The sequence below is a fragment of the Acidithiobacillus acidisediminis genome, from assembly GCF_023277115.1.
GTDB lineage: Bacteria > Pseudomonadota > Gammaproteobacteria > Acidithiobacillales > Acidithiobacillaceae > Igneacidithiobacillus > Igneacidithiobacillus acidisediminis.
This window is the reverse complement of sequence record NZ_JALQCS010000001.1, coordinates 1,639,429-1,660,795: the sequence shown is the minus strand read 5'-3', so window position 1 is coordinate 1,660,795 and position 21,367 is coordinate 1,639,429. Positions and strand designations below refer to the sequence as shown.

Genomic DNA, 21,367 nt, shown 5'->3' with positions numbered 1-21,367 from the left:
GTGACGGCCGTAACACTGGCTTTGGGTGCCTGCGCCAACCAAGTGCAAATCCCCCCAGAACAAGTGGCGGTGGCAGCGCCAGCGGCGACCTTACCTCAGCCCCCTACAGTGCAAACTGCGCGGCAGAACCCAGCACCTCGACTTTCCCTTCGTCGCCAAGTGGACTGTTCCCAGACACTGTCCTTTCCTGGATTTCCAGCAAACTACCAGCCTTTACTGCGGGAATTTGCCTGTACCCTGCAACTCCAATATCACTTGCCAGAAAAATGGGTGTTGCCAGCCCTGTACAATGCGCGGTTCAATGCCCGCGCGTTGGCGTTGATGACACCCCCTCCTCCATCAGCGCAGCCCCTCCGTCCCTACCCCTGGTGGCGTTACCGAGATCGATTTTTGCGCCCAGACCGACTGCAACGCGGGATGGAATTCTGGCAGGAACATCGCAATATCATCGCGCAAGTTGCTGACCGGTATGGGGTATCCCCAGAGATCCTCTTGGGAATTCTCAACATTGAAACCGGTTTTGGCACTTTCCAGGGTAATTTCCCAGTGTTAGACGCGAATTTATCTCTTGCTTTAGGATTGCCGGCTCGTCGCGCATTTTTCTTGTATCAGAGCGCGGAAACGATTCGTTTGGCACACCAACTGAGTGTGCCCGTATCCTCCCTGCGGGGCTCTGAGGCGGGTGCGATGGGAATGTCGCAGTTCCTTGCCAGTAGTTACCTGAAATATGGGGCGGTATGGCACGATCCACCCGGCGGCAGCCCGCCCAATCTCTGGCGATCGGTGCCGGATGTCATGGCTTCCACCTCGCGCTTTTTCCTTGCCCATGGCTGGCAACCGGGTCAGCCGGTACTGCGCGAAGCGGTGGTCGGTAGCACCGTACAGGCGGACCAGTTACTGCAAGGTCGCTATCCTTTGCAGGAAATCGAGCGGGCCGGTATCCGGCCCCTGCAACCGACACCGGTTCCTGCCAATACCCGCGTAGGGATATTGCGGCTGCGCACCGAACGCGGGGAGCGCTTTTTCATCGCTTACCCTAATTTTTACGCCATCATGGGATACAACCCCAGCATCAACTACTCCGCAACCGTCTGGGCATATGCAGAGGCTCTACGCGCACGACTGGGCTGAGACTTCCGCTCGTTGATGCTACACTCCCCGCAAATCTCAGCGGGGAGGTCATATGGCGGAACGTTCGCATTCTGAGGTAGAACTTCTCTTACCGGACTGGCTTATTCCGATCGTGCCCAGAGGGGTCTTTCCGCAACAGGGCATCGCCATCCAAAATGGTCGCATCATCGCCCGCGACACGCACAAGGCCTTACGCGAACGCTATCCGCAGGCGCTCCTGCATATCCTGCCACAGCAAATCCTGCTGCCCGGTTTTGTCAATATTCACACCCACGCCGCCATGACCCTTCTGCGTGGCCTGGCCGACGACCTGCCGCTGATGGTCTGGCTGCAAGAGCATATCTGGCCGGCAGAGGGGCGCTTCGTCGCCCCTGATTTTGTGCGTATGGGCACCCGTCTGGCGATCGCGGAAATGCTGCGCGGCGGCACGACCTGCTTCAACGACATGTATTTTTTCCCGCAAGAGGCAGCGGATGTTGCCCAGCAAATGGGGATGCGCATGGTTCTTGGCCATGTCATCATCGACTTTCCTACCACTTACACCCGCAACGCCGAAGATGCATTGCGTCTAGCGGCGTCGCATCTGGCCGCAAGGAGTGAGTCTCCCCTGCTGCGCCATAGTATTGCCCCCCACGCTCCCTACACGGTGAGCGATGGCCCTTTGCGCGAGGCAGCCGCCCTGGCCAGGGAACAAGGCGTTTTCCTGCAGATGCACGTCCATGAAACGGCAAGCGAAGTCCAGGATGCCATGGTTCGCGATGATCGGCGTCCTCTGCGACGCCTGCACGATCTGGGTCTGCTCGATCACAAATTTCTTGCCGTACACATGACCCAGCTCGATGTTAATGACCTCGCTCTTTGCAAGGAAACAGGGTTACAAATTGCCCATTGCCCGGAATCCAACCTCAAGTTGGCCTCCGGGATCGCGCCCATCGCAACGCTTTTGGAACAGGGACAAAACATTGGCCTCGGGACCGATGGCGCGGCCAGCAATAACGACCTCGACATGCTCGGAGAACTGCGTACTGCTGCCCTGCTCGCCAAGGGGCATGCAGGCGATCCCACTGCCCTGCCGGCAGAGCAGGCCTTGTATCTGGCGACGCTGGGTGGCGCGAAGGCACTCCATTGGGATGAGGAAATTGGCAGCCTCGAGCCTGGCAAAGCAGCCGATTGTATTGCCGTATCCTTGGATCACCCGGCCACTCGCCCAGTCTACGATCCTCTTTCGCAGCTGGTGTACTGTGCGAGCCGCGACCAGATTCGCTCGGTATGGGTGGCAGGCATACAAAAGATACGCGACGGCCAGGGCGAGGATTGGGATGAACAGGATCTTGCGCAGCAAGCGCAGGAGTGGGGAGAACGCATCGCAAGGGGGCACGGATGAGCAGCAACCTGGATCCAGGCGAAATACGAAAATTTCAATCATTAGCCAATGATTGGTGGGATATTCAAGGACCTCTGCATACGCTGCACGAGATCAATCCGGTGCGTCTGGAATATCTGCAGCAATCCGTCGCCGGCGGTGTACGAGGTAAACGGATACTGGATGTGGGCTGCGGTGCTGGTATCCTGAGCGAGGCCATGGCACGGCAAGGTGCCGAGGTCCTGGGCATCGACCTAGCCGAAGACGCCATTGCGGCGGGCCGCCACCATGCGCAGGAAGAATCCGTTACGCTGCAGTATCGCGTGATTGCCGTGGAGGAGTTGGCCGCTGCCGAGCCCGCAAGCTACGATGTCGTTACTTGCATGGAGATGTTGGAACATGTTCCGGACCCCGCGAGCATCGTCTCCGCTTGCGGCAAACTCGTCAAACCCGGTGGGAATGTCTTCCTCTCGACCTTGAACAGACACCCGAAAAGTTATCTCTATGCCATTGTGGGGGCAGAATATATTCTGGGTTTGCTACCGCGTGGAACACATGACTACGAGAAGTTCCTGCGCCCCAGCGAACTACTCGAGATGGTCCGATCTGCTGGTCTGCGCATACAAGATGTGCGCGGGTTACACTACGATCCTTGGCGTCATAACGCTTGCCTGACGGACGATGTCAGCGTCAATTACCTCTGCCACTGTCGGAGGCCGACATGACAAGCTGGCAGGGAGTGCTCTTTGACCTTGATGGCACCCTGGTGGATACCGCTCCGGACTTGGTTGGCGCCGTTCAGGACCTGGCCACAGAACGTGGACAGAACATTCCTGCCTTTTCTATGATGCGGCAAATGGCATCCCATGGTGCTCCTGGACTGCTTGGCACAGCGTTTGGCATCCGCACCGACGAACCAGGGTATGCGGAGTTGCGGCTCGCGTTCCTGGATCATTATCGTCGGCGCGCGCATCAACAAAGCAAGCTCTTTCCCGGAATTCTGACAGTTCTACAGGAACTGCAGAAGCGCGCCATTCCCTGGGGAATCGTGACCAACAAAACCGAAGAACTGGCGCAGGATTTGCTCAATACCCTCGCCCTACCCTTCGCTCCGGCCATTGTTGTTGGCGGTGATACCACAGCAGCGCCTAAACCCTCCCCTTTGCCGGTACAATACGCCTTACGTGCGCTTGATACGCAGCCGCAGCAGACCGTATTCCTGGGCGATGATCGGCGCGATGTCGAGGCTGCACATGCAGCGGGCTGCCCCGCCTGGGCTGCTGCCTGGGGTTATTGCCCGGAGAGCGACCCGCCGGACTCGTGGGCGGCCGATGCAATCGTCAGCGATTCCCGGAAATTAGGCTCCCGCCTCCTGCTACCCTAACTGCACCAAGGACGCAGAAAGAATCAGCATCGCGCCAAAGATTTCAATGATCGTCATCGCCTCGTCGGCCCAAATCCATGCCGAAACGGCGCCAACAATGACTTCGATGGGCATGATCACGGCCGAGAGCCGAATGGGTAGACGACTGACGCCGTAGACGGTACTCACCGTGGCGAAACCCACCCAGAACCACGCGAAGAGTGGTACGAAGAGCACCGGCCAATGGGCATTGCTGGGCCATTTCTCGGGCAGCGCAAAGGCCAGGGCGATGATGGCGCAACCCCACCAAATTGCTACGGCGCGGGTTCGATCTGGTAGCTCCTGCGCGCCGCGCAACACGATATTGCTCAACGCAAAAGCAAAACCGCTGCTGACGGCAAAGAACAGCGTGAGCAGATCTGCGTCCTGCCCAATCCCGTGCCCTTGTAGCACAACCAGTGCAGTGCCACTTACCGCAAGCGCTACCGCAAGCGCGCCACGCCAGCCAATCTGCTCATGCAGAATGAGGCGCGCCAGGAATACGGCCCATACCGGGGAGAGATAGAACAGCAGGAGAACGATGACGACCTGACCCCGGAAGAGAGCAAGCATGAAGGCCACATTGGTCCAACCACCAAAGAGGGCCAAAAGCAGGAGCGATCGCCAACTGCTGCGCCAGCAAATCCCGGCACCGCGAAACCATAACAAGAGGCCGCCGCCGAGACCAAGGAAAAGATAGGTCACGACAATGAGCCAAGGCCCACCAAAGCCATGCACCGTAAAAAAACGTAAAGGCCACCAATAGGTGCCCCACAGCGCAGCACCGAGGACCAGGCTCAGAACGGGAAGCAGTTGCCTCTGACGAGAAATGAAGGACACTTGTCAGCGCTGCCCGCTTGGCCCAAACTTTTGTCGATGACTATTACGCACTCTGATCTCGTGGCATCCCGTGTGGGGAGGCGATTGTAGAATGAACCCACGGTTGGCGTCACTGCAGGCCTATCCCTTTGAGCGCTTGCGCGATCTGTTGGCGGACACGGCCCCCGCATCCCTTCCGCTTATTGATTTTTCCATTGGCGAGCCACGACACCCGGCGCCGGCTTTTGTGGTGGAAAGCGTCATCGAACACCTCCACGGGCTCGCCGAGTATCCCAAGGTTCTTGGCTCCGAGGCATTACGTAGTGCGATTGTCGCTTGGGCTACACATCGCTTTGCGCTGCCCAAGAACTTTCTGCAAGCAGACCGGCATGTTCTCCCCGCCAACGGCAGTCGCGAGGCCCTGTTCAGTGCCGCGCAGGCTCTGGTGGACAGCAGCGCGGGCAAGGATCTGATTCTGTTGCCCAATCCTTTCTACCAGATCTACGAGGGTGCCGCGCTACTCGCCGGCGCACAGCCATACTATCTAAATTGCACCGCGACGGGGCAGCCCGACTTTGGCGCTGTTTCTGAAGAAATCTGGCAACGCTGCTCCCTCCTCTACGTCAACAGCCCGCACAATCCCACCGGTGCGGCACTCAGTGCGGCAGACTGGGATTTTCTGATCGCGCAGGCGCGCCTACACGGGTTTATTCTGGCAGCGGATGAGTGCTACAGCGAAATCTATTTCGACCACCCCCCGGCGGGTGTACTCGGCGCCGCCGCACGCAGTGGCAGTCTCGACCGGGTGCTGGCGTTTCATAGCCTTTCCAAGCGCTCCAGTATCCCGGGGGCGCGCAGCGGTTTCATCGCTGGCGATGCGCATCTCCTTGCCGCCTTTCGGCTGTATCGTACCTACCTGGGTAACGCCATGCCGCCCTTCATCCAGGCGGCATCTGCGGCGGCGTGGGCGGACGAAAAGCATGTGCTTGCCATGCGGCAGGACTATACCGATAAGTTCGCGGCGGCGGCAGAAATTCTGGGCGACCTTCTCCCCATCGAGCGACCGGACGGAGGTTTCTATCTCTGGCTGCAGGTCGGTGACGGCGAGTCCTTCACCCAGGACCTCTTTGCTGCACAGCACGTCCGCTGCCTGCCCGGAGCCTACCTATCGCGGCACGCCCACGGTCAGCAGCCCGGCGCCGATCGCGTCCGCATTGCCCTGGTTGGCGAGTTCGACACTTGCCGTGAGGGCCTGCTGCGCATCCGTCATTTTCTCCAATCCTCTTCTTGAACCTTAACACACAGGAAATCGCTAGTGACTGGATTACAGAACATCATCGATACGGCTTGGGAACAGCGCGCCGAACTCTCCCCAAAACATGCACCTGCGGAGCTGCGAGAGGCGGTGCAGCAAGTCATCGAAGGGCTGGATAAAGGTGTCCTGCGGGTCGCTGAAAAGATCCAGGGCGAGTGGCAGACGCATCAGTGGATCAAAAAGGCCGTGCTGCTCTCCTTCCGCTTACAGGATAATTTCCGTATGAATGGCGGGGAAACGCAGTTTTATGACAAGGTGCCGGGCAAATTCAGCGATTACAACAGCAATGATTTCCGTACTGGCGGTTTCCGCGTCGTACCACCAGCGACGGTACGCAAGGGTGCCTTCATCGGGCGCAACTGCGTGCTCATGCCCTCCTTCGTCAACATCGGTGCGCACGTCGACGAAGGCACTATGGTCGACACCTGGGCAACGGTAGGTTCCTGCGCGCAAATCGGCAAAAACGTCCATCTCTCTGGTGGGGTGGGGATTGGCGGCGTACTGGAGCCCTTGCAAGCCAATCCGACGATTATCGAAGACAATTGCTTCATTGGCGCGCGTTCGGAAGTCGTGGAGGGTGTGGTTGTGGAAGAAGGATCGGTGATTTCCATGGGCGTCTTCCTCGGTGCCAGTACCCGCATCTTTGATCGCAGCACTGGCGAAATCAGCTATGGTCGGGTACCCGCAGGTTCGGTAGTGGTATCTGGCAATCTCCCTTCCAAAGACGGCAGTTACAGTCTCTACTGCGCGGTCATCGTCAAGAAGGTCGATGCCAAGACCCTGAGTAAGGTCGGGATCAACGAGATCCTGCGAGATCTCTGATGCGCGTTCTGGACTATAGCCAGGAACTGATCGCCCGCACGTCGGTGACGCCGGAGGACGCGGGTTGCCAGGACTGGATGATCGGACGTCTGGAAGAGCTCGGCTTCTCGGTTGAGCGGATGCCAGCAGAAGGCGTCGATAATTTCTGGGCGGTACACGGCGTCAATGGGCCAATTTTTTGCTTCGCTGGCCATACGGATGTCGTACCACCAGGCCCCTTGGATGCCTGGCACAGCGATCCCTTTTTGCCGACGATCCGCGACGGGAAGCTCTACGGTCGCGGTGCGGCAGACATGAAAAGCAGTCTGGCGGCGATGCTGGTGGCAGCGGAGGATTTCCTCCAGGAAAATCGAAGTCACACGGGACGTCTTGCCTTCCTGATCACCTCCGATGAAGAGGGCATTGCGACCCACGGCACCCGGCATGTGGTGGAGCAATTGCGCGCGCGTGGCGAGCGTATCGACTACTGTCTGGTGGGCGAACCTTCCTCGGAGGAGAGTCTGGCGGATGTGGTCAAGAATGGACGTCGCGGCTCTCTCAATGCGCAATTGCGCATTTTGGGCGTGCAGGGTCACGTGGCCTATCCCGAAAAGGCGGACAACCCCATCCACCGCGCCCTTGGCGCCTTACATGCGCTGGTCGAGCGCAGCTGGGACGCGGGCAGTCCGGATTTCCCCCCGACCCGTCTACAGATTTCCAATATCCACGCGGGCACCGGTGCCACCAATGTCATCCCCGGCACCCTGGACGTGCAGTTCAATTTCCGTTTTTCTCCCGCTTCCACCGTGGAGGGCTTGCAGGCAGCGGTAGTCGAGATTCTCGATAGTGCTGAGCTCCGCTACGAACTCAACTGGCAGTTTTCCGGACCGCCTTTCTATACTGCGCCAGGACGGTTGTTGGAGGCTGTACAGAGCGGCATCACTCAGGTGATGGGACGGCCCGCCCGCCTTTCTACCGGTGGCGGTACTTCCGATGGGCGCTTCATCGCCCAGCTCGGCGGGGAAGTGGTGGAACTGGGCCCGGTGAATGCGTCGATCCATAAAATTGACGAACACATCGCGCTGGCCGATTTGGAACGCTTGCCGCAGATCTACTTGCAAGTCTTGCGCGAGATGCTGCCCTGAGACCTGCCAACGTGAGGTCCTCTGCTCCCATGTTTGGCGCTCTGCTCCTCTGCTCGGCAACGGCCTTCGCTAGCCCCCCTCCTCCGATCGTGCAGAGCGCTTGCGAATTGGCCCCAGGCCCAGCTTCCGCGACCGCCCCACAGCGGGGTATAGCCACTTGGTACGGCTGGAACGCGAGCGAGAGCGGGACAAACGCGCTATCGTCCACCCAACTCACGGCGGCCAGCGCGACGCTTCCTGTACCCTCCTGTGCGCGCATCACGAACCTCAGCAACCAGATTTCCATCGTTGCGTTGATCGACCGCAAAAGTCCCAAAGACAGTTATGGGCTGCTACAGCTGGGTGCAGGGGCCGCTGCTGCGCTCGGCGTAGAGCACAGTACGCCCATTGCGGTGTCTGATATCGCTCCGGCAGCGACCAATGCCACAGCACCAGAGCTCGAGACGAACGACAACGCAGCGCACTATCTCTGGACAGCTGCCTATTCCCGCGCCACGAGCGCCGCGTCGGCGCTGTATGAGGCGCGGCACGCAGGCATTGCCAGCCTGTGCATCGTACTGGGACTGGAGCACGGCGCTTGGGCGTACCGTCTGCGTCTGGGTCCATTGCCCGCGAATCTCTCCCCCACAATTCTGGCACAGACACTCCAACACGCTGGATTCGATTTTCATACGCTACCAACGAATTGATATGCAAAAAAAACTTTGGCCAAACCTGTTTGTGGTTGGTGCGGTAAAGAGTGGAACGACATCACTCTGGGCGTACTTGAAACAACATCCCGATATTTTCTTCCCGGAGATGAAGGAACCCCATTATTTTACCCATCCGCATCCAGCGCCAGAACAACGCCACTGTATACGCTACATTGCCACAGAGGACGATTACCTCCGCTTATATGGCACCTGCGATGGCAGCAAATATTGCGGCGACGCCAGCCCCTCCTATCTGTGGTCAGAGATCGCGGCGCAGGAGATTTCCCTGCATTCTCCGCAGGCAAAGATCATCATCATCCTACGTGATCCTGTGCAACGAGCCTACGCGCAATATCTGATGGATTTCAATGAGGGAGTCACGGATCTCAACTTCACAGCGGCGCTGCATAAAGATTGGGAAAGAGTCGATAAGGGCTGGGGAATTTCGCAGTTGTATGTTGAATTGGGGATGTATCATGACCAGATTCAACGCTATTTTTCCCTTTTTGGCCGCCGGAGCGTCAAAGTACTTCTGCTCGAGGATCTGAAGCGTAAACCCTTGCAGATCTTGCAAGACATCGCTCAATTCCTGGAAATTTCCCCAACACCGTTTGCGCATATCAACTTTCGTACGGCGCATAATCATTATGCCAGCCCACGGGGAAATTGGGCACGGCGCTTGGCCGGGAACCCGTTCAGTCGCTATATCGGTGAATATTTATTCCCACAGCGCTGGGGTGAATATATCTGGCGCCACCTGTTTCTCCGAGAAGAACCTAAGCCGGCCATGGATGTATCGGCCAAAATCTGGTTAATCGCGCAGTTTGAGCCCGAAATCGAGCGTCTGGAAAATCTCCTGCAGCGTCCTCTGCCGGAATTACGGCGCAGCTGGGGGTCCTTCGCGACGCCCCAGGCTCAGGAGCATTCCCTGCAGACCGAGACGCCCTTGCGGTAGCGCTGGTCGGGGTCTATCTTCATAGTAGCTTATCTAATGAAGGATGGATCATCATGGAATACATCCGCTTTTTCGAGGAAATCGGTATCGAGGATATTGCCCTGGTTGGCGGCAAGAATGCGTCTCTGGGGGAAATGTATCGCGCTTTGCGACCCATGGGGGTGCGCGTACCCAATGGTTTTGCCATCACCGCGCAGGCCTATCGCGATTTGCTGGATCGGAATCATGCCTGGCCCGAGTTGCACCGCATCCTGGATGGTCTGCTCCCCAAGCAAGTGGCGGATCTTGCCCGGCGGGGCAAGGCGGCGCGCGAATTGATCTACGGACTCGAGCTGCCAGACCAGCTAAAACAAGAAATATTGACAGCCTATGGTCGCCTGCGCGCCGAATATGGTGATCATCTGTCCCTGGCTGTTCGCTCCTCTGCGACAGCGGAGGATCTGCCCACCGCGAGCTTCGCCGGTCAACAGGACACCTATCTGAACGTGAGTGGCGAAGCGGATTTACTCGATTTCTGCAGACGCTGCTTCGCCAGTCTGTTCACTGATCGCGCGATACACTATCGCATGGATGAAGGCTTCGATCATTTTCATGTGGCCTTGTCCATTGGGGTTATGAAAATGGTGCGCTCGGACCTCGCCAGTAGCGGCGTAATGTTTTCTCTGGATACGGAAACCGGTTTTCGTGACGTGGTGTTCATCACTTCTTCCTACGGTCTGGGGGAGAATGTGGTGCAGGGTGCGGTCAATCCAGATGAATTCTATGTCTTCAAATCCGGATTCAAACGCGGTAAACGCGCCATCCTGCGCCGGGTGCTCGGTAGCAAGAAGCTGAAAATGGTGTATGCCGGCGGAGATACCCGCCAGGGGGTGCGCAATATCGCCACCACAGCGACCGAACAACAGCGCTTTTCCATCGATGACGAGGATATTTTTACCCTTGCCGACTATGCCATCAAAATCGAGGAACATTATAGTCAGCGGGCAGGGGAAAGTCGTCCCATGGACATGGAATGGGCCAAGGACGGGGATGATGGGCAGGTATACATCGTGCAGGCACGACCCGAGACGGTGGCTTCCCAGCGCAAAGGTCAAGTTCTGCAGGAATTCTATTTACGCGAGCGCGGATCGATCTTGGTTTCGGGACGCGCCGTCGGCAGCAAGATTGCCGTAGGTGCAGCGCATCACATCGCGACCTTGGAGGAACTCAGCGAGTTTCAGCCCGGCGAGATCCTGGTAGCGGACAATACCACCCCCGATTGGGAACCGGTGATGAAACTTGCAGCGGGTATTATCACCGAGCGGGGTGGACGCACTTGCCATGCCGCCATCATCGCCAGGGAGCTTGGTATTCCCGCCGTGGTGGGAGCCGCCGACGCCTTGAGCAAGATACCGCACGGTGAAGCGGTCACCCTCTCCTGCGCCGAGGGCGAGGTGGGGAACGTGTATGCGGGTGCGTTGCGCTTCGAGATGATCGAAACCGATCTCTCTGGTCTGCAGCGCCCCAAGACCGAGATCATGATGAATCTTGGCGATCCCGAACTCGCCTTTCAGCTGCAGGCTCTGCCGAATGATGGCGTGGGATTGGCACGCATGGAGTTCATCATTGCCAATGCCATTAAGATCCATCCTCTGGCGCTGTTGCATCCGGAGCGCGTCCATGACGACAAGGTGCGCCGTGAGATCAAAAGGCGCACCGCGCAGTATGCCAATCCGGAGGACTACTTCGTGCGCCTGCTCTCGGAAGGGGTGGGCACCATCGCTGCGGCGTTCTACCCCAAGCCGGTGGTGCTTCGCACCTCGGACTTCAAGAGCAACGAATATGCGGCACTGATGGGCGGGCGGGATTTCGAGCCAGAGGAAGACAATCCCATGCTCGGTTTCCGTGGTGCCTCACGCTATGCGCACCCCAATTACGAGGAGGGTTTTCGCCTGGAATGTGCTGCCATCCGCCGGGTGCGCGAGGATATGGGGCTGGACAATGTCATCGTGATGATTCCCTTTGTCCGGCGCCTGCAGGAAGCCGATGCGGTGCTGGCGAAAATGGCGGAGTTCGGCTTGCGCCGTGGGGAGAATGGTTTGCAGATTTACGCCATGTGCGAAATTCCCAGCAATGTCGTGCTGATTGATGAATTCGCCAAACGCTTCGACGGCTTTTCGATCGGGAGTAATGATCTGACGCAGATGACCCTCGGCGTAGATCGCGATTCTGCCATCGTTGCTTTTGATTATGATGAGCGCGATCCTGCCGTCAAGGAGCTGATCCGCCAAGCGGTAGAAGGCTGTCGACGTAACGGCATCCACTCCGGCCTTTGCGGTCAAGCACCATCCGACTATCCAGAGATGGCGGAATATCTGGTGCGACTGGGTATCGATTCGATTAGTTTGAACCCGGATACTATTCTCGCCACCACCCGACAGGTGTTGGATATCGAGAAATCACTGCAGACGTAACGATCATAAACGTGGGCGAATATCGGGGCAGCGGGATGACAAAGAAGAAAGTTTTGTTGGTGATCTTTGACGGCTTTGGCCTGAATCCCAATCGTGCCTTCAATGGATGGGCTCAGGCCCGTACCCCGCACCTCGATCATTATTTCGCCAGTCATCCTCACACTGCCCTGCAGGCCTCGGGACGCGCCGTGGGTCTTCCTGATGGGCAATTTGGCAATTCCGAGGTAGGGCATCTGACCTTGGGTTCGGGGCGCATCCTCAAACAGGATCTGCTGCGCATTGCCGACGCCATTGCCGATGGCAGTCTGGAACAGCTTTCCAACTGGCAGGTCCTTTTGCACGCTGGCAAGCGCATTCATCTGATCGGGATGGCGTCGAATGGTGGCGTGCACTCCCATATCGAGCATCTCCTGCGCCTCTTGCCACTACTGGTCAAGGCGGGCATGGAACCCGTTATTCATTGCATCACGGATGGCAGGGATACCCCGCCCCGGAGTGCCGATCGCTTTATCGCGCAACTGGAGGAGGCCCTTACCCAGCTGGGAAAAGGCCACATTGCCACTCTCTCCGGCCGCTACTATGCCATGGATCGCGCCCAACATTGGGAGCGTACGGAAAAGGCGTGGCAAGCCATCATTCACGGGCAGGGAGAGCAGGCAACCGATGCCCAAAGTGCGGTGCGGGAAGGCTGGAAACGGGATGGAGGCGATGAATTCATTCAGCCTACCGTCATCGGTGATCCTGACAAGGCATATATTGCCGCTGATGAGCCGGTATTCTTTTTCAATTTTCGCTCGGACCGCATGCGTCAGCTCTGCGCGGCCATCGCCCTGCCCAGTTTTTCCTCTTTCGATCGGGGTGACTACCGGGCACACGATAGTACCTGCATGACCTCTTACGATGAAACATTCGACCTACCCGTACTGTTTCCGACCGAGATTCCCCGCAAGGTGCTGGCCGAGGTCCTTGCCGATGCGGGTCTTGCGCAGTTCCACTGCGCCGAAACCGAGAAATACGCTCATGTGACCTATTTTTTCAACGGGGGACGGGAAACGCCCTTTCCGCTGGAAGAACGAGAAATCATCCCCTCCCCCAAGGTCAGCACCTATGATCTACAACCGGAGATGAGTGCACCAGCCGTGGCCGATCGCATCATTGCCGCCTTACAGGCAGATTGCTATGCCTTTGTGCTGGTGAACTTTGCCAACGGCGACATGGTGGGCCATACGGCCAAGATCCCCGCCATTCTCGAGGCGGTAGAAACCCTCGATCTGCAGTTTCATCGCGTGGTACAGACCGCCTTGGCCCAGGGTTATCGGGTCATTCTTACCGCCGACCATGGAAATTGCGACGAGATGGTCGATCCGCTGAGTGGCGAACCCCATACACAGCACACGGTGTATCCCGTACCCTTTTTACTTCTGGGAGAACCGAACGCGCATCTCAGTATCGGCGCCGGGCTCGCCGATGTGGCACCGACCGTCCTGGATTTGTTGGGCCTGGCAAAGCCCAAAGAAATGACCGGGAGGAGTATTGTGCTGCACTCCGAACTATTCCAGAACTGAATCCGCCAAAAGCAAGGCTTGCATAATGAATGCAAATCGTACCTTTTCATTATCGGTAGTTGACGTGAATGGGTTGGTGTATTCGGGAGACTGTACCTTTGTCGTCTTACCCGGCGAACTGGGCGAACTTGGCATCTTTGCGCGTCATGCCCCACTGCTGTCCATATTGCAAGCGGGGGAGCTGCGCGCCCATTTTCCTGATGGTCTGGCGGAAGTGTTGTTTATCGAGGGAGGGTTTGCAGAGATCCAGCCCAGTGGCGTAATGGTTCTTGCAGACGTCAGCCTGCGCATTCCTGATTTGAATCCAAATGCGATAAAAAAAGGTATCGAGAAAGCCAAAGAAGCTGTCATGCAAAATAAAAAACATAACACTATTGATTTCATCAAAGCAGAGCAGGAGCTTCAGCGGGAATTGGCAAAATATCGGTCGTATACAAAATACACAAGCACGGGTTCGGAACAAAGACAGGAATACAACTGGCAGCGACCCACAGTAGCAGCGCCACCCAAAATCAATCCCGCCGCTCTGGAAGATTGAAGGCCGCATTTCTCGATATTCGATACACTTGCCGAATTCATCCCTACGGACTAGGCTGAAATCCGAGGGCAAGATCGGAATTCCTGGCCAAGGGAGGGTGTAATGTCAGAAATGCAGGATCGTATTACCCAGATTGAGGAACTGACCACGCGGCTGAAGGAGCAGTACCCCGCGGAAATCAACAGCTTTCTGGCCTTCATGGGCAAGGCGGAAGGTAGCCCTGCCCTGAGCAAGGCGCAGAAGGAACTGATCAATGTGGGCTTGGCGGTGGCAGCCCAGTGTGAATGGTGTATTGCCCTGCACGTGCATGGCGCGGTCAAGGCTGGAGCAAGCCGCGATGAAATCATGAGCGCTGGCTTTCAGGCGGTGCTCATGCATGGCGGGCCGGCCTTGATGTATCTGGTTCCTCTGACCCGCGCCCTGGACGAATTCCTGCCGGAGAGTAAGGCATGACGACAAACGCCGACCCCATCTTTCTGCTGCGCCAAATGCTGCGCGCCCGCGCGCTGGAGGAAACCGCCGCGCGGGAGTACGCCGCCGGCAACATCGCCGGTTTTCTACATCTGTATCCGGGCGAAGAAGCGGTTGCAGCCGGAGTTTTGAGTTGTGCGGAGCCCGGCGACTATGTCGTCAGCACCTATCGCGAGCATGTCCATGCCCTGCTGCGGGGCATTCCCGCCGCCGCGATCCTGGCGGAACTCTTTGGCAAGAAGACCGGGGCCAGCGGGGGCATGGGCGGTTCCATGCATCTCTTCGATGCGGAGCGGCGCTTCCTAGGCGGTTACGCGATTGTTGGCGAGACCTTTCCCATCGCCCTTGGGGCGGGCTACGCCGTTGCCTACCGTCAGTTGCCCGAGGCAGTGCTGTGCTTTTTTGGTGATGGCGCGACCAATCAGGGGACCTTTCACGAATCCCTTAACATGGCCGCGCTCTGGCGGCTGCCGATCTTTTTCGTCTGCGAAAACAATCATTATCAGATTGGTACGGAAATCCATCGCCATTCCGCCGTGGTCGAGATCTACCGCCGCGCTCGTGCCTATAACATCCCTGCGGAGCGGGTGAATGGCATGGATGTGCTGGCGGTACAGCAGGCCAGCCACCAGGCACTAGCACGTATTCGCGCTGGTGATGGTCCGCAATTTCTCGAATTAGAGACGTACCGTTATCGTGGTCATTCCATGGCAGACCCCGGTGCCTATCGCCCCACCAGCGAGGTGCAGGCCTACGAGCAACAAGACCCCATCAACACCCTCGAAGGAGAAGTGGCGGGACGGGCGAATTGCCCCGCCGGGGATTGTGTGCGGCAATTCCAGGCGCATTGCTGTGCTGCCGGGCACCTCAGCAACGAAGATCTGAAGGGGTTACAGGCCGAAGTTGCGGCGGAGATGCAGAGTGCCCTGGCGGCAGCCCAGGCAGCCCCTGCGCCCAGTCTTGCAGATGCGCAAACGATCTTTACCAAAAACCGGCGCCATGAGGATTTCTTTGGAAGGGGGCGGGTATGACGACCATGCTGTACTGGCAGGCCTTGAATCGCGCCTTGGACGAAGCCATGGCAGAGGATCCCAACGTCCTGCTCCTGGGCGAGGATGTGGGCCTCTTTGGTGGCACCTATCGGGTGAGTGAGGGTTTACTCGCAAAGTACGGCGAGTGGCGGGTGCGCGATACCCCAATCTCAGAAAACAGCTTCACCGGCCTCGGGGTAGGGGCGGCGATGCTCGGTTTGCGTCCCGTCGTTGAAATCATGACCATCAATTTTGCCCTCCTGGCTCTGGATGCTTTGATCAACATGGCCGCCAAGGTGCCCTTCATGTCCGGCGGCCAGTTTCCCATGGGGCTCACGGTGCGCATGCCGGGCGGTGTGGCTCGGCAGCTGGGTGCCCAACATTCCCAGCGCCTCGAACATACCCTGATGAATTGTCCGGGCTTGCGCATTGTCGTCCCCAGCATGCCCCAGGATGCGTATTGGCAACTGCGGCAGGCGATTCGTTCCGACGACCCCATCATCGTCCTGGAACATGAGCTGCTCTATTTTCGGAAAGCTGAGGTGGACAGCATGGGTTCCCCCTTGCCCATTCATGCGGCCACGGTCCGAAGATCCGGGCGTGATCTGACCTGTATCAGCTACTCGCGCATGGTGGAGGTCGCGCTGGCGGCGGCGGAAGAACTTGCCCAGGAGGGCATCGAGATGGAGGTCGTGGATCTGCGCAGCCTCTCCCCCATCGACTGGGAGCCCTGCGTGCAATCCATTGCTAAAACTCATAACGCACTGATTCTGGAAGAGGACTGCCGCTTTTCCGGAGCCGGGGCAGAGATCGTGGCCACCCTGCAGGAACGCTGTTTTTATTTCCTGGACCGCCCCATCCAGCGCCTCGCCGGGCTGGATCTTCCGACCCCATTCAATGCCGAGTTGGAAGCAAACAGCATCCCCAGTACCGAAGAGCTCATCGTCGCCGCGCGCACTCTACTGGGCAACACAAGAGAGGGGAAATCTGCATGAAACACGAGATCACCATGCCGGTCCTGTCGGATACCATGCAGACCGGACGCCTGACCCGCTGGAACAAGGCCGTGGGCGAAGCCGTGAAAAAAGGTGATGCCTTGGCCGAGGTGGAAACCGACAAGGCCATCCTCGATGTGGAAGCCTTTCAGGATGGCTATCTGGCCGGTCCCTTGGCTCCAGTGGAGCAAGACATTCCGGTGCGCTCGGTGATAGCCTGGCTGGTAGATAGCCGCGAAGAGCTGGGCGCGGCGGCAGAGAATGCAGCTAGCGCCAAGCCTGCCATCGCACCATCGCCCGCATCGACGGCAGCAGCAGCGCCAGTGCTGCCCCCCCAAAACAAGGCGGAGTCGGCCCCTCCCCCTGCAGTCCCGAGGGCAGTGCCGGCCGCGCCCTCCATAGCTCCTGGAGTGCCCGATGGCATCCTGGCAAGCCCCTATGCCCGTGGCCTCGCCCAGGAATTGGGGGTGGAGCTTTCCAGCTTGGGCAAAGGTCCCATCAACAGTCGCGCCGTACTCGCCGCTGCCCTGCGTGGCGCCGCGCCAGAGCTCAGCGCCGGACCTCCATATCGGATCGAACGCTTGTCCGGCATGCGCGCTGCGGCGGCCCGTAACATGCAGGACGCCGTCTCTACCCCCAGCTTTCAGATCAGCGCCCACATTGCCCTCACCGATCTCCACCGACAGGCCAAAGCAGCCCGCCTCAGCCTGACCCTTGCCCTCGCCCGTGCCTGCGCCCTCACCGTCGCCGAAGACCCCTGGTTCAATCATCTCTGGACACCGCAAGGACTGGCCAAGCGGGAGCGGGTGAATGTGGCGATTGCCGTGGATACCGGCGATGCCCTACTGACGCCCGTGCTCCGCGACATGGCAGGCCGTCCCATCAATGAACTAGCAGAAGACTGGCGAATTCTCTTGGCTAAAATCAAAAAAGGGAGACTGGCCCCCGAGGACTATCGTGGGGGCACATTCTACCTCTCCAACCTTGGGGTCTTTGACGTCGTGCATAACTTTGATGCCATCGTCCCCTTGGGCGCCGCCGCCATTCTCGCCGTAGCGGCAAGCCAAGCCGATGGCGGCACGGAGTTCACCTTGAGCTGTGACCATCGCGTCATCTTTGGTGCCGATGCCGCACGGTTTTTACAGCGCTTGCGAGATCGCCTCGCCGACCCCTCCTGGTTGTCTGCATGAGCGAACAAATCCTGGCGCTGAACAGCGGCTCTTCTTCCCTCAAGTTCGCCCTCTATACGGCTACGAACGGGGTCGTGGAGCGCCAGGGCGAGGGAGCGGTGGAGCGGATTGGGCAAACCGTCGGGCGGCTGTGGTGGCACGGACAGGATCCTTGCGATCGGACTGCGCCCTTTCCCAACGCTGCTGCCGCCTTGGCTGCAGTGTTGCAGCTGTTCCGCGAGCGTGCGACGGAGGAGCTCGCTGCCATTGGTCATCGGGTGGTTTCTGGTGGGCCGCAACTGCGCGAACACTGCGCCATCGACGAAGACGTGCTGCAGGTCCTGCGCGGCTCCCTGCGCTTCGCGCCGCTGCATCTTCCCGCCGAGATCGCCGTCATGGAAGCCGCTCGCCAGCATTGGCCACAAACGCCGCAATTTGCTTGCTTTGATACCGCCTTTCATCGCCACATTCCAGAGCTCGCCGCACGCTATCCCCTGCCCCGCAATCTCTGGCAGGAGGGGGTACGAAAATATGGCTTTCATGGGCTGTCTTATGAGTACATCCTCACCCAGATCCCAACCGCAGGGCGCAGCATCATCGCCCATCTGGGCAATGGTGCGAGCTTGGCCGCCGTGCGTGATGGACAATGCCTCGATACCAGCATGGGCCTCAGCCCCACTGGCGGTATCGTCATGGGTACGCGCAGCGGCGATCTCGATCCCGGAGTCTTGCTGTACCTGCTGGAAGAAAAGGGCTATAGCGCCAATCAGCTGGAGCGGGTGCTGAATCATCTGTCGGGTTTGCTCGGCCTCTCCGGTCTCAGCGGAGACCTGCAGGTGCTCCTCGAGGCCGCAGATCGGGATCCCCATGCCGCCTTCGCCATCGACGCCTTTGCCTACAGCGTGCGCAAGATGATCGGCAGCTATCTGGCCGTTCTGGGTGGTGTGGATCGCCTGGTCTTCACGGGAGGAATTGGCGAGCACGCGGCAGCGGTGCGGGAAAGGATCTGCACCCCCCTGCACGGCCTCGGTTTCCATCTGGATGCGGCAAGCAACGCCAGAAACGAGAAGCAGATTTCCGAGCCTGATAGCCCCATCGAAATCCTCTGCATCCCCACTGATGAGGATCGCCAGATTGCGGAACATAGTTACCACTTACTCCAGACAAAAATCGCCCCATGACAGAGTCTACCCCACAGCCCCACTGTAAGGGGTTGCGCAGCGACGAAGCGACTCGTCTTCTCACCCAATATGGGCGCAATGAGGTCGTCGACAAGGCCCCGAACACGTTTCTCGTACTCCTGCGCAAATTCTGGGCACCAGTGCCCTGGATGTTGGAAGTGACGTTGCTCCTGGAGGCCATTCTTGGCAAATGGCCCGAGACCATCATCATTGGCTTATTGTTGGTTTTCAATGCGGTGTTGGGCTTCAGTCAGGAACGCAAAGCGCAGAACGCCTTAGATATGCTGCGCGAGCGCTTACGTATTCAGGCCCGCGTCTGCCGCGATGGCTCCTGGCAGGTGATAGCCGCTGCGGAATTGGTCCCCGGCGATCTCATACATGTGCGCCTTGGAGATATTGTTCCCGCCGATCTCAAGCTGGAAGAGGGTACTATCCTCGTAGACCAGTCTGCCCTCACTGGCGAGTCCATCCCGGTGGATCGCAATCCAGGAGACGCCATATATTCTGGTTCCATTATCCGCCGCGGTGAGGCCAGTGGTACCGTGACCGCCACTGGGACGCGCAGCTACTTTGGCAAAACCGCGGAATTGGTGCGCAGCGCGGGTGCCAAAAGCCATTTGGAAGAATTGGTGCTGCATATCGTTCGCTATTTGGTGGCCATGGATGTCTTGTTGGTGGTTGCCATTTTTGCTTACGCCATGGTGCAGGGCCTCAGCATTGCGACCATTCTTCCCTTCGCGCTGATTTTGCTCGTCGCTTCCGTACCGGTTGCCTTGCCGGCCACCTTTACTCTGGCCACTGCCTTGGCCGCTGTACGCCTTGCCCGACAGGGGGTATTGGTGACGCGCCTGGCAGCAATCGAGGAAGCCGCGGCAATGCAGGTGCTCTGCAGCGACAAGACGGGAACGTTGACCCAGAATCAGCTTCACTTGGAAAAAACATCGCTCTGGCCGCAGGTGGAAAGCAATGAGCTGTTGGCCATGGCCGCCATCGCCAGTGATGATTCGACACAGGATCCTTTAGATCTCGCCATCCTGACGGCCGCTACTGGCGCTGGGGTCACCTTGCCCGAGCGCAACGGATTTCTCCCCTTTGACCCCAGCAGTAAGCGATCGGCAGGTCAGTTTACCCGAGACCAGGATACTTGGGAGGCGATCAAGGGCGCACCACAGACGGTGGCGATGCTCTGTGGCGAAAAGGACTGGGAAAGGGCTACCCAAGATCTCGCCAGCAACGGCGCGCGTGTCCTGGCCGTTGCCGCCGGGCCGAAGGGGGCGCCACGCTTTTTGGGATTGTTGGCCCTCGCCGATCCGGTCCGTCCTGATGCTGCGAAGGTGATCCAGGAATTAGAAAACTTTGGCGTACCCGTGCGCATGATCACCGGCGATAGTGCGGCCACAGCCAGCCATGTCGCCCAGATCCTGGGGATTCGTGGCCCAGTCTGTGCGCGGGATGCCCAAAACCAAGATTGCGCGGTGTATGCCGGGGTCTTTCCAGAAGATAAATTTCACCTGGTACAGGCATTGCAAAAACAAGGGAAGATCGTCGGCATGACGGGCGATGGCGTCAATGATGCCCCAGCCTTGAAGCAGGCCGAGATGGGGGTGGCTGTCGAAAGTGCCACGGACGTGGCCAAGGCCGCAGCCAGTATCGTACTCACCACCCCCGGTCTGGAGGGCGTACTCACGGCGGTCATGGCGGGTCGGCGGGTATATCAGCGCATGCTGACCTACACGTTGAACAAGATCATCAAGGTCTTTCAAGTAGCCCTATTTCTGAGCCTGGGGTTTCTGCTCTTTGACCGCTTCGTGGTGACCCCCCTCCTTGTCCTACTTCTCCTCTTCGCCAATGATTTCGTCACCATGTCTCTGGCCGAAGACAATGTCCGCCCATCAACGAAGCCGGATCGCTGGAATGTGCGAAGCCTGGTCTGGTCTTCCCTCGCCGTTGCCGGCGCATGGCTGCTCTATATCTTTGCTGTCTATATGGTGGCACGATTTCTATTGCATCTACCGGAAGGCTCGGTCCAAAGCCTGGGTTTTGTTGGTTTGGTCTACTCAGGGCTAGCCAATGTGTTTCTGGTACGGGAACGCGGCCATCTATGGGCGGCACGCCCAGGCAAATTTTTGGCCTTGGCGAGTCTGGCCGATATTGTTATCGTGAGCGTCTTGGCAATCTTTGGCTGGCTGCTCGCACCGGTCCCAGCCTACCTGGTTGGCGCACTGCTTTTGTTTACCCTGATCTACACCTTGCTATTGGATCAAATAAAGGTTCCTTTGCTGCACCAGCTCACCAAGTGACGCAAAAATTATCCGTGTTCTGACCAAAGCCAATCAAATAA

Annotated in this window: 19 protein-coding genes; 18 read left to right on the top strand and 1 reads right to left on the bottom strand. The window is 58.4% G+C overall.

What is annotated here, in order from left to right:
* The 4 genes from M5D89_RS08355 to M5D89_RS08340 are packed head-to-tail and all read left to right on the top strand — an operon-like array spanning nt 1 to nt 3,878.
* Nucleotides 1-1,131: a lytic murein transglycosylase gene (locus M5D89_RS08355; RefSeq protein ID WP_248885363.1), complete on the top strand. Its 1,131-nt coding sequence runs from the start codon at nt 1-3 to the stop codon at nt 1,129-1,131.
* A 52-nt stretch (nt 1,132-1,183) separates the two neighbouring features.
* Entirely contained in the window at nt 1,184-2,515 is a 1,332-nt protein-coding gene (locus M5D89_RS08350) for a TRZ/ATZ family hydrolase (RefSeq protein WP_248885362.1), read from the top strand.
* Entirely contained in the window at nt 2,512-3,219 is a 708-nt protein-coding gene (gene ubiG, locus M5D89_RS08345; RefSeq protein WP_248885361.1) for a bifunctional 2-polyprenyl-6-hydroxyphenol methylase/3-demethylubiquinol 3-O-methyltransferase UbiG, read from the top strand. Before M5D89_RS08350 ends, ubiG begins: the two co-directional genes overlap by 4 nt.
* Nucleotides 3,216-3,878 (top strand): HAD family hydrolase, encoded by a 663-nt coding sequence (locus tag M5D89_RS08340; protein ID WP_248885360.1) that lies wholly within the window; start codon nt 3,216-3,218, stop codon nt 3,876-3,878. The genes ubiG and M5D89_RS08340 overlap by 4 nt, the downstream gene beginning before the upstream one ends.
* Here the strand turns inward: M5D89_RS08340 and M5D89_RS08335 are convergent.
* Nucleotides 3,870-4,736: a DMT family transporter gene (locus tag M5D89_RS08335; RefSeq protein ID WP_248885359.1), complete on the bottom strand. Its 867-nt coding sequence runs from the start codon at nt 4,734-4,736 to the stop codon at nt 3,870-3,872. The two genes, M5D89_RS08340 and M5D89_RS08335, sit on opposite strands and share 9 nt — an antisense overlap.
* A 91-nt stretch (nt 4,737-4,827) precedes the next feature.
* On the opposite strand from M5D89_RS08335, the gene dapC reads away from it, so the two are divergent.
* The 14 genes from dapC (at nt 4,828) to M5D89_RS08265 (ending at nt 21,326) form a co-directional block, all read left to right on the top strand.
* Nucleotides 4,828-6,006 (top strand): succinyldiaminopimelate transaminase, encoded by a 1,179-nt coding sequence (dapC, locus tag M5D89_RS08330; protein WP_248885358.1) that lies wholly within the window; start codon nt 4,828-4,830, stop codon nt 6,004-6,006.
* A gap of 24 nt (nt 6,007-6,030) precedes the next feature.
* Complete coding sequence (dapD, locus tag M5D89_RS08325; RefSeq protein WP_248885357.1) at nt 6,031-6,852, top strand: 2,3,4,5-tetrahydropyridine-2,6-dicarboxylate N-succinyltransferase; 822 nt, start codon at nt 6,031-6,033, stop codon at nt 6,850-6,852.
* Nucleotides 6,852-7,976 carry a succinyl-diaminopimelate desuccinylase gene (gene dapE, locus M5D89_RS08320; RefSeq protein WP_248885356.1) on the top strand — a complete coding sequence of 375 codons (1,125 nt, stop codon included), beginning with the start codon at nt 6,852-6,854 and terminating at the stop codon, nt 7,974-7,976. The genes dapD and dapE overlap by 1 nt, the downstream gene beginning before the upstream one ends.
* Before the next feature lie 29 nt (nt 7,977-8,005).
* A complete protein-coding gene (locus tag M5D89_RS08315) occupies nt 8,006-8,665 on the top strand; it encodes a hypothetical protein (RefSeq protein WP_248885355.1) in 660 nt (219 codons plus the stop codon).
* A 1-nt stretch (nt 8,666) separates the two neighbouring features.
* A complete protein-coding gene (locus tag M5D89_RS08310) occupies nt 8,667-9,623 on the top strand; it encodes a sulfotransferase family protein (protein ID WP_248885354.1) in 957 nt (318 codons plus the stop codon).
* A 53-nt stretch (nt 9,624-9,676) separates the two neighbouring features.
* Nucleotides 9,677-12,076 carry a phosphoenolpyruvate synthase gene (gene ppsA, locus M5D89_RS08305; protein ID WP_248885353.1) on the top strand — a complete coding sequence of 800 codons (2,400 nt, stop codon included), beginning with the start codon at nt 9,677-9,679 and terminating at the stop codon, nt 12,074-12,076.
* Nucleotides 12,077-12,111: 35 nt separating this feature from the next.
* Nucleotides 12,112-13,641: a 2,3-bisphosphoglycerate-independent phosphoglycerate mutase gene (gene gpmI, locus M5D89_RS08300; RefSeq protein WP_248885352.1), complete on the top strand. Its 1,530-nt coding sequence runs from the start codon at nt 12,112-12,114 to the stop codon at nt 13,639-13,641.
* A 25-nt stretch (nt 13,642-13,666) separates the two neighbouring features.
* Nucleotides 13,667-14,179, top strand: coding sequence for an ATP synthase F1 subunit epsilon (atpC, locus tag M5D89_RS08295; protein WP_248885351.1), 513 nt, complete (start codon nt 13,667-13,669; stop codon nt 14,177-14,179).
* A gap of 102 nt (nt 14,180-14,281) precedes the next feature.
* Complete coding sequence (locus M5D89_RS08290) at nt 14,282-14,632, top strand: carboxymuconolactone decarboxylase family protein (protein WP_248885350.1); 351 nt, start codon at nt 14,282-14,284, stop codon at nt 14,630-14,632.
* A complete protein-coding gene (locus tag M5D89_RS08285; protein WP_248885349.1) occupies nt 14,629-15,681 on the top strand; it encodes a thiamine pyrophosphate-dependent enzyme in 1,053 nt (350 codons plus the stop codon). The genes M5D89_RS08290 and M5D89_RS08285 overlap by 4 nt, the downstream gene beginning before the upstream one ends.
* Nucleotides 15,678-16,676, top strand: coding sequence for an alpha-ketoacid dehydrogenase subunit beta (locus M5D89_RS08280; RefSeq protein WP_248885348.1), 999 nt, complete (start codon nt 15,678-15,680; stop codon nt 16,674-16,676). Before M5D89_RS08285 ends, M5D89_RS08280 begins: the two co-directional genes overlap by 4 nt.
* Nucleotides 16,673-17,866, top strand: coding sequence for a 2-oxo acid dehydrogenase subunit E2 (locus M5D89_RS08275; RefSeq protein ID WP_248885347.1), 1,194 nt, complete (start codon nt 16,673-16,675; stop codon nt 17,864-17,866). Before M5D89_RS08280 ends, M5D89_RS08275 begins: the two co-directional genes overlap by 4 nt.
* On the top strand, nt 17,863-19,026 hold the full coding sequence (locus M5D89_RS08270; protein WP_248885346.1) for an acetate/propionate family kinase: 1,164 nt from the start codon (nt 17,863-17,865) through the stop codon (nt 19,024-19,026). Before M5D89_RS08275 ends, M5D89_RS08270 begins: the two co-directional genes overlap by 4 nt.
* The gene (locus tag M5D89_RS08265; RefSeq protein WP_248885345.1) at nt 19,023-21,326 is read left to right on the top strand and encodes a plasma-membrane proton-efflux P-type ATPase; all 2,304 of its coding nucleotides are present in this window, start codon (nt 19,023-19,025) and stop codon (nt 21,324-21,326) included. The genes M5D89_RS08270 and M5D89_RS08265 overlap by 4 nt, the downstream gene beginning before the upstream one ends.
* Nucleotides 21,327-21,367 lie beyond the last annotated feature (41 nt).